The sequence below is a fragment of the Mycolicibacterium novocastrense genome (genome assembly GCF_001570485.1).
In the GTDB taxonomy this organism is placed as follows: domain Bacteria; phylum Actinomycetota; class Actinomycetes; order Mycobacteriales; family Mycobacteriaceae; genus Mycobacterium; species Mycobacterium novocastrense.
On the sequence record NZ_BCTA01000070.1, the window covers coordinates 21,792 to 35,684 of the forward strand.

5 protein-coding genes and 1 pseudogene are annotated in these 13,893 nt (G+C 63.2%); 2 read left to right on the forward strand and 4 right to left on the reverse strand.

The annotated features are described in order from the left end of the window. The first annotated feature begins 36 nt into the window (after positions 1–36). Together pks2 and RMCN_RS23665 are read left to right on the forward strand one after the other, a co-directional pair. Positions 37–6,363 (forward strand): sulfolipid-1 biosynthesis phthioceranic/hydroxyphthioceranic acid synthase, encoded by a 6,327-nt coding sequence (pks2, locus tag RMCN_RS23660; protein ID WP_067394412.1) that lies wholly within the window; start codon positions 37–39, stop codon positions 6,361–6,363. Between the two features lie 373 nt (positions 6,364–6,736). Next, positions 6,737–6,844: pseudogene (locus tag RMCN_RS23665) on the forward strand (acyl-CoA synthase); the annotation flags it as partial. A 23-nt stretch (positions 6,845–6,867) separates the two neighbouring features. On the opposite strand, the gene RMCN_RS23670 reads toward RMCN_RS23665, so the two are convergent. From RMCN_RS23670 to RMCN_RS23685, 4 genes are all read right to left on the reverse strand, one after another. After that, positions 6,868–7,206, reverse strand: coding sequence for a hemophore-related protein (locus tag RMCN_RS23670; RefSeq protein ID WP_067394415.1), 339 nt, complete (start codon positions 7,204–7,206; stop codon positions 6,868–6,870). A 146-nt stretch (positions 7,207–7,352) separates the two neighbouring features. Then, positions 7,353–10,226: an MMPL/RND family transporter gene (locus tag RMCN_RS23675; RefSeq protein ID WP_067394419.1), complete on the reverse strand. Its 2,874-nt coding sequence runs from the start codon at positions 10,224–10,226 to the stop codon at positions 7,353–7,355. A 39-nt stretch (positions 10,227–10,265) separates the two neighbouring features. Continuing rightward, the gene (locus RMCN_RS23680) at positions 10,266–13,148 is read right to left on the reverse strand and encodes an MMPL/RND family transporter (RefSeq protein ID WP_067394422.1); all 2,883 of its coding nucleotides are present in this window, start codon (positions 13,146–13,148) and stop codon (positions 10,266–10,268) included. Beyond that, positions 13,145–13,555, reverse strand: a complete 411-nt coding sequence (locus RMCN_RS23685; RefSeq protein ID WP_234787763.1) for an MmpS family transport accessory protein — start codon at positions 13,553–13,555, stop codon at positions 13,145–13,147. The genes RMCN_RS23680 and RMCN_RS23685 overlap by 4 nt, the downstream gene beginning before the upstream one ends. Positions 13,556–13,893 lie beyond the last annotated feature (338 nt).

The following is a 13,893-nucleotide window of genomic DNA, read 5'->3' on the forward strand; positions in this document are numbered from 1 at the left end:
CGATGGCGCTAACTAGATGTGCTGTGAGGAGACGCAATGGATTCATCTGGGGCAATCGATGATCGAACTCACCGTTCAGCCTCGACGAACTCATCGCACGACACGAGCAGCACTCCTGTCACTCCGGTTGCTGTCATTGGGATGGCGTGTCGTCTTCCTGGGGGTATCGATTGTCCGGAGCAGTTGTGGGAGGCGTTGCTTCGTGGCGATGATCTGGTGACCGAGGTCCCGCCGGATCGGTGGGACGTCGAGGAGTTCTATGATCCCGAGCCCGGGGTGGCTGGTCGGTCGGTGTCGAAGTGGGGGGCGTTCCTCGATGATGTCGCCGGCTTCGATCCGGAGTTCTTCGGGATCAGTGAGCGCGAGGCGATCGCGCTGGATCCGCAGCATCGGTTGCTGTTGGAGAACTCCTGGGAGGCCATGGAGCACGCCGGTCTCGGTCCCGAGCGGGTGCGTGAATCTCGCACCGGTGTGTTCGTGGGATTGACTCACCACGATTACCAACTCGTCACGGCCGACTCTCCAGAAATGTCGGGCCCGTACGGCTTTCAGGACAATCTATCCAGCATGGCGTCCGGCCGGATCGCCTACGCCCTGGGGCTTCGTGGCCCTGCCCTGACCGTCGATACCGCGGATTCTTCAAGCCTGACTGCGGTGCATATGGCGTGTCGGAGCCTGGATGTCGGCGAGAGCGATATGGCTTTCGCCGGTGGAGCGTTCGTGATGCTGGAATCGCGAAGATTCCTTGCGGGGACGGCGAACGGCCAGCTCTCACCCACGGGCCGCTGTCATGCCTTCGACATCGCGGCGGACGGGCATGTGCTCGGCGAGGGCAGTGCGGTGGTGTTGCTCAAGCGCTTGCCCGATGCGCTCAGCGACGGCGACCGCATCCTGGCGGTGATACGCGGCACCGCCGCCAACCAAGACGGTCACACGGTCAACATCTCGACCCCGTCGTCGAGCGCGCAGAGCGCGGTGTATCGGGAGGCCCTGGAGATCGCGGGGGTAGACGCGGGCAGCGTCGGCATGGTCGAAGCGCACGGCACCGGAAGCGCCGGAGGTGACGCTGCCGAGTACACCAGCTTGACCGAGGTGTACGGCGCCGACGCCGCCTGCGCTCTCACCTCAGTGAAGACCAATCTCGGCCATGCGCAGTCGGCCGCCGGTGTTTTGGGTCTCATCAAGACGGTCCTCGCATTACAACGTGCCGCCATTCCGCCGAACCTGCATTTCACCCGTCTGCCGGATGATCTCGCCCGCACCCGCACCAGACTCTTTGTGCCACAAGAGATCACAGCATGGCCGGAAGCCGAATATCCCCGCCGGGCTGCGGTGTCGTCGTATGGGCTGTCGGGTACCAATGTGCATGCGATTGTGGAGCAGGCTCCGGAATCCTTCGTGTCCGAGGGTGATTCAGCGGATGTGTCGGGTGCGGGTGGGCAGTTGTTTGCGTTGTCGTCGACCTCGGCTGTGGAGTTGCGGCGCACTGCTGGCCGGTTGGCTGATTGGGTCGATGCCCATGCTGAGGTGGCGTTGTCGGATCTGGGTTACACCCTGGCGCGCCGGCGTGCGCATCGGCCGGTGCGCACCGCTGTGCTGGCGAGCAGCCGAGCCGAGCTGAGCGCGGCGTTGCGGCAGGTCGCTGATGCCGAGATGTCGTATCAGGGGGCGGTGGGGCGTGATGACCGGGGTCCGGTGTGGGTGTTTTCTGGGCAGGGGTCGCAGTGGGCGGCGATGGGCGCGCAACTGTTGGCCGCTGAGCCGGTGTTTGCGGCCACGGTGGGGCAGGTCGAACCGCTGATCGCTGCTGAGTCGGGGTTCTCGGTGACCGAGGCGCTCTCGGCGTCTCAGACGGTGACCGGTATCGATCGGGTTCAGCCGACGCTGTTCACCATGCAGGTAGCGCTGGCGGCGACCCTCACCGCGTATGGGGTGCGCCCTGGCGCGGTCATCGGGCATTCGCTGGGTGAGGTCGCCGCGGCGGTTGTCGCGGGTGCGTTGTCACTGCAGGACGGGGTACGGGTGATCTGCCGGCGTTCGCGGCTGATGTCGCGTATCGCGGGTTCGGGCGCGATGGCATCAGTGGAATTACCCGCCAAACAAGTACTTTCAGAACTGACCGCGCGTCGCGTGAAGGATGTCGTGGTGGCCATTGCAGCCTCCCCTGAATCGACGATAATCAGCGGGGCCGCCGAGACCCTTCGCGCGATGGTCTCGGCGTGGGAGCAACGCGACGTGATCGCCAGCGAGATCGCCAGCGATGTGGCCGTGCATTCGCCACAGGTCGAGCCGATCCTCGAAGAGCTGAAAGAGGCGTTGGCCGAGCTGACTCCGATGACCCCGCAGGTGCGGTTCTACTCGACGACCCAGTTCGATCCGCGCGAACAGCCGGCGTGTGACGGCAGGTACTGGGTGGACAATCTGCGCCGCACGGTGCGGTTCGCCGCGGCGGTGCGTGCGGCGTTGGAAGAGGGCTATCGGGTGTTCGCTGAATTGGCGGCGCACCCGTTGCTCACCCAAGCCGTCGAGCAAACCGCACACAGCCTCGACATACCATTGGCTGTATTGGGCGGCTTGAAGCAGGAGCAGGATCTACCGCACGTGCTCGGTTTCGTCGCCGATCTGCACAGTGCGGGTGCTGCGGTCGATTTCTCCGTGCTCTACCCGAACGGGCGCCTGGTGGATGCGCCGCTGCCCAGTTGGACGCACCGCCGGCTGTGGTTGACCCCCGATGGTGGGCAAACATCAACGCGCGGTGGACATACCGTGTCGGTACATCCGCTGTTGGGTCAGCATGTGCGCTTGCAGGAAGAACCTGAGCACCATGTGTGGCAAGCCGAGGTCGGCACCATCGCCCAGCCCTGGCTGGCTGATCACCAGGTTCGCGGTGTGGCTGTGCTTCCCGCGGCGGCCTACTGCGAAATGGCGCTGACGGCCGCCCGTACCGTCCTCGACGAGGCCTGCGAGATCCGCGACCTCCACTTCGGACGGCCTCTTTCGTTGAACGAGCGGGTGACGATTGGCGCCGCAGCGGTGGTGGCATCGCGCGGCGTCGTTGATTTCACTGTTGAAACGCGCGACCTCGAGGGGCAGGTGCGTCGAGCTTCCGCGGTCTTCCACGCCGCAGCGGATGAGCAGCCCGCCGAGGACGTGTCTTCGCTGGTTGCTGCGCATCCACGTCGTGTTGAGGGCACCGACGTGCGTAACCGCTTGGGCCAGAGCGGTGTTCAGTACGGTCCGGCTTTTGGTGGTCTGGAGGTGGTGCATACCGGCGTCGGGGATGGCGCGTCTGTGTTGGCTGAGGTGGCGCTCCCGCGAGATCTGCGTTCGCAGCAAGATGGTTACGGGTTCCATCCGGCGCTGCTGGATGCGTGTTTTCAGTCCGTCGCGGCTCATCCCGATGTCCAGGCTCTGGGCTCGGGCGTGCTGGCGTTGCCGTTGGGTGTGCGGCGGCTGCGCGCTTTCGGCGGTGGCCACCGCGCGCACTACTGCTACACGAGGGTGACCAGAGCCGACGCTTCGGGGATCGAGGCCGATCTCGATGTCCTCGATGAGCATGGAACGGTGCTGCTCGCGGTGCAGGGGCTGCGATTGGATACCGGCGAATCCGAAGGTGACCACAAAGACCGGATACTGAACGAGCGGCTGCTCACCATCGAATGGCGCCCACGACAACTGCCTGCACTCGCGCACCCTTATGCCGGAAACTGGTTACTGATCAACGGTTTCAACATGGATGTGGCGAGCACAGCTCTCACCGATGTCCTGAAAAGCCATGGTGCACAGTGCACGACGATGTGGTGGCCACCGCATGCCGATGCCACCGCTAAGGCGGCGGAACTCCGCGATCATCTGCGTACAGGCACCTTTGGCCGAGCGGTCGTCTTGACGGAGCGCAGCGGCGACGGTGCGACCGACCAATCCCCGCAGGTGGGAAGAGACTACGCGCAGCAACTCGCGCACATCACTCACGAGCTGGCGGAAATGGCTGCCGGATGGCCCCGTTTGTATGTCGTGACTCGTGGTGCTCAGGGGGTGGTTGCGGGTGATGTGGTGAATTTGGAGCAGGCGGGGTTGCGGGGTTTGATGCGGGTGGTCGGCGTTGAGCATCCGCATGTGCGTGCGGTCCAGGTGGATATGGATGAACGTACTGATGTGGAGTTGTTGGCGCTGCAATTGCTCAGCGATTCCGAGGAGGATGAGACGGCCTGGCGAAACGGTGAGTGGTATACCGCGCGCCTGTGTCCGGCTCCGCTGCGCCCTGATGAGCGGCACGTGACCGACGCCAGTCATGTGGATGACGGGATGCGTTTACAGATTCGCACTCCCGGCGATTTGGAAACGATGGAACTCGTTGCCTGCCAACGTATGACGCCCGGCCCAGGACAGATCGAGGTCGCGATCACCGCGTCGAGCATCAACTTCGCAGACGTCCTGGTCGCCTTCGGCCGCTACCCCGCCTTCGAGGGCCGGTTACCCGAGTTGGGCACAGATTTCGCCGGCGTGGTCACCGCTGTGGGACCCGACGTGGATTCCCATGAGGTGGGCGACCATGTTGGGGGGCTGTGCGCTGACGGGTGTTGGGGGACGTTCGTGACGTGTGACGCCGAGCTTGCGGTGACGTTGCCGGCCGGGCTTTCCGACGGTCAGGCCGCCGCGGTGACTACCGCGTATGCCACTGCCTATCACGGTCTGCACGACCTGGCGCATATCACCGGCGGCGATAAGGTGTTGATTCACTCCGCAACCGGCGGCGTGGGGCAGGCGGCTATTGCCGTCGCCCGCGCGGTTGGGGCCGAGGTTTTCGCGACCGCCGGTAGCCCCGAGCGTCGACAGATGTTGCGCGACATGGGTATCGATCATGTTTACGATTCACGCAGCATTGAATTCGCTGAGGCGATACGCCGCGATACCGACGGTTATGGCGTCGATATCGTCCTCAATACCCTTGCCGGCGCGGCCCAGCGGGCGGGCATCGAGTTGCTGGCCTTCGGTGGCCGGTTCGTCGAGATTGGCAAAGGCGACATCTACGGCGACACCCGGCTGGGTCTACTGCCGTTCCGTCGTAACCTCGCGTTCTTCGGCCTCGACCTCGGACTGCTGTCTCAGACCCATCCTGGGCGACTACGTGACCTGCTGACCACGGTCTACGGGCTGACCGCCGGCGGCACCCTGCCGGTGCCGGCCAGTACGCATTACCCGCTCGCGGATGCCGCGACGGCGATTCGGGTGATGAGCGCTGCCGAGCACACCGGAAAACTCGTGCTCGATGTGCCGCGTGAGGGGCACAGTCAGGTGATCGTGCCCCCGGCGCAGGTGCCGGTTTTCCGTGCCGACGGCGCCTACCTCGTCAGCGGTGGGTTAGGGGGCCTGGGACTGTTTGTTGCCGAGAAGATGGCCGCCGATGGTTGCGGGCGCATCGTGCTGTCGTCACGTTCGCAGCCCACAGCGGAGGCGATTCACGCCATCGAGCGCATGCGCGCGATGGGCGCCGACATCGAGGTGGTATGTGGCGATATCGCCGATCCAGAGACGGCGGGCCGGTTGGTGGATTCAGCCACCGCCACCGGACTAGCGGTGTGCGGTGTGCTGCATCTGGCGGCCGTGGTCGAGGACGCCACTTTAACCAACATCACCGATGAGCTCCTCGAGCGGGACTGGGCGCCAAAGGTTTACGGTGCGTGGAATCTGCACACCGCCACCATCGGTCAGCCGTTGGACTGGTTCTGCTCGTTCTCCTCGGCGGCCGCGCTGGTGGGCTCACCCGGGCAAGGCGCCTACGCCGCGGCCAACAGCTGGCTGGATGCCTTCACCCGGTGGCGCCGCGCTCAGGGCTTGCCCGCCACCGCGATCGCCTGGGGTATCTGGGGGCAGATCGGACGCGCCGCCACGCTGGCCGAGGGCGCCGAGGTCGCGATCACACCCGAGGAGGGCGCCTACGCGCTGGACACGCTGCTACGCCACAACCGCACCTACACCGGATACACACCGGTCACCGGAATGCCGTGGTTGACCGCGCTGTCCCAGCGCAGCCCATTCGCCGAAGCGTTCCGCACCACCGGCCAGAACACTGCGGGCGCAAGCAGTCTGCGCACCGAGCTGCACGAGCTGCCGCCGCACGAGTGGCCCACTCGATTGCGTAGCCTCATCTCCGACCAAGTAAGTCTGATCCTGCGTCGCAACGTAGACCCTGATCGACCTCTCGCCGAGTACGGCGTCGACTCGTTGGGCGCCCTCGAACTACGGACGCGTGTCGAGAGCGAAACCGGGATACGCCTCACGTCTAGCGACATCGCCACCACGACTGTCCGCAGTTTGGCAGCGCTGCTGTGCGAAAGGCTTACTTCTGTCGAAGCCGTCTAGTGTCAGCGCTTCGGGTGCTCGGAATGCTGAGAATGCGGGATGCTCCCCCGCGCGGGTTCGTGATCTATCAGACGATCTCGCCCGCGAGGTCGAATCCAGACAAGGTCTTCGCGGCCAGTTCCCGCAGAGCGGGCTTTGTATTCACAGCACCCGGTTGGTAGGCGACCACACTGGCGCCGACCTTGTCACCTATACGCCCCGACTGTAGGTGCATCAGGCCGCCTGCTCGCTCCAGCCACCGGCGCGTGACACTACCGGCCCCCGCGTTGTGACGTACTCGGCGTCAGTACCGTCCAGACGGCACATCATCATTCCGAAGTCTCCGAGATGGGAACAGAACACCGGGAAACTGGGGTCTCCGAACGTCAAAGACGTTGCGGATCTCGTTCTGGTGTGCCCGGGTTCGATTCCGATCACCACGAGCGGCAAGGTAAGACAGGCAACCTGTGCCAAACAGTATCGAAGGGGTCAAGTCGTCTAGCCCACGACTGATAATCGGTCAGATCAGAAGCTCTGACAGGTGTTGAACGCCTGTTCGATGGCCGGCAGGTACGGCTGGGCCCACTGGGCGTTCGCAATCTGCGTCGCTATGACCCGCCGTTGATTTGGACCCGAGGCAAGGAACTGGTGCAAACCCGCCTGCAGCCCCTTCGCCTGGTTGAAGCCGGCGGCGGCTTCAGGGCTCTGCGCGTTCAGTGCCGCTACCAACTGCGGGTAAGTGCACGTCGTGTTGACAGCCGCGTCCAAGTTGGGAGCCGCGGATGCGGCCCCGGCACCGGCTGCCAGCGAGACGGCGACACAGCCCGCACCGATGGCCAGACTGGTAAGCGACTTCTTGATCATGAACGATTCCCTCCCTGCGCAGGTTTGCGCTGACTTTACTTCGTTACACCGACTAGTTCGTTATGCCGGTTCGCACCGTTACAGCGACTTTAGTCCCCGCTGCCGGGCTGCCCCAAACCTTGAAGCACACGACCTTCATTCGAGCTTTACGGTTCCTGCCCGAGCAGGGTCCGCACCGCGGGACGGGTCCCTGTCGGCCGCAGCATGGAACTGGCGGGACGGGGCCGCACGCGCAGCGGCCACCAGAACCACCGGCCCAGCAATGCCGCGATCGAGGGTGTCATGAACGCGCGGACGATCAAGGTGTCGAACAGCAGGCCCAGCCCGATGGTCGAGCCGACCTGTCCGATGATGCGCAGGTCGCTGACCACCATCGACAACATGGTGAAGGCGAAGACCAGACCTGCCGCCGTGGCGACCTTGCCGCTCCCGCCCATGGCCCGGATGATGCCGGTGTTGAGGCCGGCGCCTATCTCCTCCTTCATTCGCGACACCAGCAGGAGGTTGTAATCGGAACCGACGGCAAGCAGGATGATCACCGACATCGCGAGCACGAGCCAGTGCAATTCGATACCCAAAATGTGTTGCCAGATGAGCACGGAAAGCCCGAATGCCGCACCGAGCGACACCGCCACCGTGCCTACGATCACCAACGCAGCGAGGAAACTTCGCGTGACGATCAGCATGATGATGAAAATCAGACAGAGCGCAGCGACTCCCGCGAGTAGTAGGTCGTAGAAGGAGCCGTCCCGCAAGTCCTGGTACGTGGGCGCGGTCCCCGCGACGTAAATCTTGGCGTTCTCCAACGGAGTGACCTTGAGCGCTTCCTCTGCGGCGGTTCTGATCGCGTCCACCCGCGAGATGGCCTCCGGCGACCCAGGATCACCCCGATGGGAAATGATCAGGCGCATGGCTTTCCCGTCCGGCGAGAAAAACAAGCTCATGGCGCGTTTGAAGTCCTCGTTCTCGAAGACCTCGGGCGGCAAGTAGAAAGAGTCGTCACTTTGGGCCTCGTCGAAGATTCTGCCCATCGCGGTCGCGGTATCGCTCGCTTCATCCAACCTGAGAATGACGCCGGACATCGTGCTGTGCATCGTCATGACCATTGTTCGCATACTTTGCATCGCCGCGATCATCCGCGGGAGTTGCGCGAGCATCTGCGGCATGAGTGCGTTTATCTTGTCTAGGTTCTCGACCAACTCATGCATCTTGACGCTGATCCGGTCGGGGCCGTCGACGGCATCAAAAAGAGATCTCAAAGCCCAGCAAATGGGGATGTTGAAGCAATGCGGCTCCCAATAGAAGTAGTTACGGATAGGCCTGAAGAAATCGTCGAAATTGGCGATGCTGTCCCGCAACTCGTCGGTTATGACTGTCAGTTCCTTGGTCTTGACAATCGTTTCGTTAGTGATGCTGTTCATTTGCTGCATCAGGGAATACATGCGCTGCAATTGCGTCAGCATGTTCGTCATGTCGTCTGCCTGTTTCAGCAGATCCCTCATGCGGTTTTTCTGAAACGGCAACATCTGCATGAGACTGGCGCTCTGCAGGCTGATCTGAAACGGTATCGAGGTGCGCTCGATCGGGGTGCCCTCGGGCCGGGTTATGCCCTGCACCCTGGAAACACCGGGGACGGCGAAGATGCTCTTGGCCAATTTATGCAGGACCAGGAAGTCGGTCGAATTACGCATATCGTGGTCGGCCTCGACCATCAGGATGTCGGGCATCATTCGCGACGGTGGAAAGTGCCGCTCTGCGGCGGCATACCCGACATTCGCAGGAATGTCCTGGGGAACATACAGTCGGTCGTTGTAGCTGGTCCGGTATCCGGGAAGCGCCAGCAGTCCGATAAGCGCAACCACACAGGCGGTGACGAGAATGGGGGCGGGCCATCGCACGATCGCCGTCCCCAGCCGCCGCCACCGGCGGACGATGACTTTCCGCTTGGGCTCGAAGAGCCCGAAGCGACCACCGACAGCGAGTGCGGCGGGAATCAGCGTGAGCGCAACCAGGACCGCGATGACCATGCCCACAGCCGTCGGAATGCCCATCGTCTGGAAGTAGGGCAGTCGAGTGAAGCTCAGGCAGAATATTGCTCCGGCGATCGTCATACCGGATGCCAGCACGACCTTGGCCACGCTGCTGTAGGTCGTGTAGAAGGCTGTGACCCGATCCTCGCCGGCCTGCCGCGCCTCGTGATACCGGCCGGTGAAGAAGATCCCGTAGTCCGTTCCGATCGCTATGCCCAGTGATACGAGCATGTTCACGGCGAACGTGGAAAGCCCGATGATCTCGTGATCGCCGAGCAGCGCAACGACCCCCCTGGCGGCCTGGACCTGTACCCCTACGATCAACAGCAGCAGGACAGCGGTGACGATCGACCGGTAGACGAAGAGCAACATCGCGATGATCACCGCGACGGTGACGATGGTGATCTTGATGATGGACTTGTCGCCGGCGTGGTTCATGTCCGAAACCAAGGGCGCAGGACCGGTGACGTAGGCCTGCACCCCGGGCGGCGGCGGTGTGCGTGCCACGATATCCCGGACGGCTTCCACGGATTCGTTGGCCAGGGCCTCGCCTTGGTTGCCGGCGAGATTCAATTGCACATACGCGGCGGTACCGTCGGGGCTTTGCACGCCCGACGCGGTCAGCGGATCACCCCAGTAGTCCTGCACATGCTGAACGTGGGTGGTGTCGGCGGTCAGTTGCCGGACGAGTTCGTCGTAATACGCGTGTGCGTCCTCGCCGAGGGGCTGCTTGCTTTCCAGGACGATCATCGCCACAGAGTCGGAGTCCGATTCCTGGAAAACCTCGCCCATGCGCTCCATGGCGTTGAACGACGGCGCGTCCCTGGGAACCAGCGACACGGAATTCTCCCGCCCGACCTGTTCCAGGGTGGGGACGGCGAAGGTGAACAGCGCGACGAGCACCAACCACAGGAGGATGATGGGTACCGACAGCCGGTAGATCATCCGCGCAATGAACGGCGGTCTTGCGCTGGTCTGTTGACTGCTCATGCGATTGCGAGCGGTCCGGAGCTCGGCCCAGTCATTGGGTTAGCGCTCTTCCTGCCTCATGAGGAGGGAGCGCACCAGCGGCCGGGGACCTGTCGGTCGAAGCATCGAACTGGCGGGGCGGGGGCGCACGCGCAGCGGCCACCAGAACCACCGACCCAACAGCGCGGCGATCGAGGGTGTCATGAACGCGCGGACCACCAGGGTGTCGAACAGCAGGCCCACTCCGATCGTGGAACCCACTTGCCCGAGGGTGCGCAGGTCGCTGACCAGCATCGACATCATTGTGAAGGCGAACACCAGACCCGCGGCCGTCACCACCTTGCCGCTACCGCCCACCGCCCGGATGATGCCGGTGTTGATCCCGGCGCCGATCTCCTCTTTCATTCGTGACACCAGCAGCAGGTTGTAGTCAGACCCGACCGCCAGAAGGATGATCACCGACATCGCGAGGACCACCCAGTGAATCTGCATCCCGAATATGTGTTGCCAGATGAGCACCGACAGGCCGAACGCCGTGCCCAGCGACAGCGCCACCGTGCCGACGATCACCAGGGCGGCGACAAAACTTCGCGTAACGATGAGCATGATCGTGAAGACCAGACACAGCGCGGCGACTCCCGCTATCAATAGGTCATAGGTGGAACCCACCACCAGGTCCTTCACCCCGGCTGCGGTGCCACCGAGATAGACCTTCGCGTTCTCCAGGGGTGTCCCCTTGAGCGCCTCCTCGGCCGCGGTTTTGATCGGGTCCACCCGCGCGATGCCCTCCGGGCTCGCGGGGTCACCCCGTTGAGTGATGAGTAGACGCGCCACTTTTCCGTCAGGGGACAGGAAGATGTCCAGCACTCGCTGGAAGTCTTCGTTCTCGAAGATATCCGGTGGCAGATAGAAGGAGTCGTCGTTCTGGGCGGCGTCGAAAGCCTTGCCCATGGCGGTCGAGTTCTCACTCGCTTCCTCCATTTGGGCGATCATCCCCGACATGGTGCTGTGCATTGTCAGCATCATGGTCCGAGCGTTCTGCATGCTTTCGATCATTGTGGGGAACTGCTCGAGGAGCTGTGGCATGAGCGCGTCCAGGCGGTCGAGGTTCTCCAGCAAACCGCGCATCTTATCGGTGATCTGATCGATACCGTCGATCGTGTCGAATACGGATCTGATGGCCCAGCAGATGGGAATGTTGAAGCAGTGCGGCTCCCAATAGAAGTAGTTGCGAATCGGCCGGAAGAAATCGTCGAAATCCGCGACGCGATCGCGCAGCTCGTTGGTGATGTCCTCGAGTTCGTGAGTCTTGCCGACCATGTCGTGAGTCGTGGACACGATCTGCCGGGTAAGGCCGTACATGCGTTGCATCACGGCCACCATTTCTTCCATCTCGTTCGCCTGGGTGAGCATGTCGTCCATGCGGGCCCGCTGGAACGGCAGCATCTGCACCTGGGTGGCATTGCTCATGCTGAGCATGTATGGAATCGAAGTGTGCTTGAGCGGCACCCCTCCAGGGCGCGTCACGCTCTGCACCCTGGCGACGCCCGGAACAGACAGCACACCCTTGGCGAGCTTGTTCAGGACAAGAAGATCGGGCGCATTGCGCATGTCGTGGTCGGCCTCGACCAGCAAGATGTCAGGGGCCATCATCATCGATGGAGGGAAGTGGCGCTGGGCGGCGGCGAACCCCACGTTGGCCGGGATGTCGTCCGGAATGGTTTCCTGGTCGTTATAGGTGGGTTCGTAGCCGATCAGCGCCAACAGCCCGACCAGAGCGACGGCTATGGTCGCGACCAGGATGGGCGCGGGCCACCGCACGATTGCCGTGCCCACCCGCCGCCAGCGGTGAACTGCGATCTTTTTCCTGGGCTCGAATATCCCGAAGCGGCTGCCTACGACAAGAACCGCGGGAATCAGCGTGAGGGCCACCGCGACCGCGATGACCATGCCCACTGCCGTGGGAACGCCCATGGTCTGGAACACCGGTAGCCGGGTGAAACTGAGGCAGTAAACCGCGCCGGCAATGGTCATACCGGACGCCAACACCACTTTGGCGACGCTTCGATAGGTGGTGTAGAAGGCCGTTTCCCGATCCTCGCCGGCCTCGCGCGCCTCTTGATATCGCCCCGTGAAGAAAATCCCGTAGTCGGTGCCAATCGCGATCGCTAGTGCGACCAGCACGTTGATGACGAATGTCGTCAGGCCGATGAGTTCGAGATCGCCGAGGAACGCGACGACTCCACGAGCCACCTGCACCTGAATCCCGACCAGGAGCAATATCAGGATCACCGTGAAGACCGAGCGGAAGACGATGAGCAGCATCACGAAGATCACTGCCAGGCTGAGAGCGGTGACGAGCGCGATCGTCCTGTTGCCCGCCGGGCCCAGATCCGCTGCGAACGCCGCGGGCCCGGTCACGAAAGCTTCGACACCGGGCGGCGCAGGCGTCCGGTCCACGATGTCTCGAACGGCCTGCACCGACTGGTTGGCCAAGGCTTGGCCCGGGTCGCCAGTGAGGCTGACTTGGACATACGCGGCTTTGCCGTCGGCGCTTTCCGCGGCCCCCGACGTGAGTGGATCGCCCCAGAAGTCCTGCACGTACTGCACGTGCGCCGAATCGGCTCTCAGCTGGCGTACCAACTCGTCGTAGTACGCGTGCGCATCGTCACCGAGAGGCTGCTGACCCTCCAGGACGATCATCACCACGGTGTTGGACTTTGTCTCCGTGAAGTGCTCCGTCATGCGCTGCATCGCTTCGATCGACGGCGCTTTGGGAGGCTCCAGCGTTACCGCACGCTCCTCCTGGACCTTCTCCAGAGGGGGGACACCGACAGTCAGGAGGACCGTGATCGCCAGCCACGCCAGAATGATGGGCACCGCCAGGCGGTAGATCCATCGCGCTATCGCGGGCGGTTTATGGTGCAGCCGGTCGGTACTCATGCGGCCTTCAGCAAACAGAAGGTGAACGCGTTGACACCCTCCCTGACTCGCTCCGCCTTCACCTCGTCGTCGACGATAATCCGGCAACCGATGCTGTTACCCGTACCCTGCGCCGCGATGTTTCCGACGCCCGACGTCTCGGTGATGGGGAAACTCGTGGTCCACGGCAGGCTCGCGCCCTCGACGAGTTCGGGGTCCGCGTTCTCGTTGAAGAAGCTGATATCCGCGACCGTCCCCGGAGGACCGAACACCTCGTAAACCAGGTACTTGGGGTCGTATGGCCGAGCTTCCTGGCGCTCGGTGTCGGCGTACGACGGACGATGTTCGTTGCCGAAGACGCCTTGCAGCCGCGAAACCGTGAATCCACCGGCCAAGAGCACGACGAGTATGAGCAGCGGGATCCACAGCCGCCCCAGTACCTTGAGAATCGCGCTCCCCCTCTCCGTCCCGTGCCGTCGTCCGTCCGCCTATAGAACTCACAACCACACCGACCGCTCCGGCGGGCTATGTGCCTCGATGCGGCGGCATGCGAGGCTAGCTTATGGGGTCACCGCAAACGTGTGGCGCCTCGGTCAGCGCAATGCGATCTTGACGAGTAAACCACGGCGGTGGCCTCCAGAATCTGCTCGTTCTCAACGCGATATGGGATCGTAATGCACGTTTGCGTACGCCACCGCACGGTACCGATGTTCCATATCTCCCCGCAAATTTAAAGTAACCCGGGTTCGCCTGTTCCGCTGGGCAG

Excerpts from the sequence above, each read along its gene's own strand:
- pks2 (WP_067394412.1), top strand. The coding sequence starts at position 37 with ATGGATTCATCTGGGGCAATCGATGATCGAACTCACCGTTCAGCCTCG.
- RMCN_RS23680 (WP_067394422.1), bottom strand. The coding sequence starts at position 13,148 with ATGAGTACCGACCGGCTGCACCATAAACCGCCCGCGATAGCGCGATGG.
- RMCN_RS23675 (WP_067394419.1), bottom strand. The coding sequence starts at position 10,226 with ATGAGCAGTCAACAGACCAGCGCAAGACCGCCGTTCATTGCGCGGATG.
- RMCN_RS23670 (WP_067394415.1), bottom strand. The coding sequence starts at position 7,206 with ATGATCAAGAAGTCGCTTACCAGTCTGGCCATCGGTGCGGGCTGTGTC.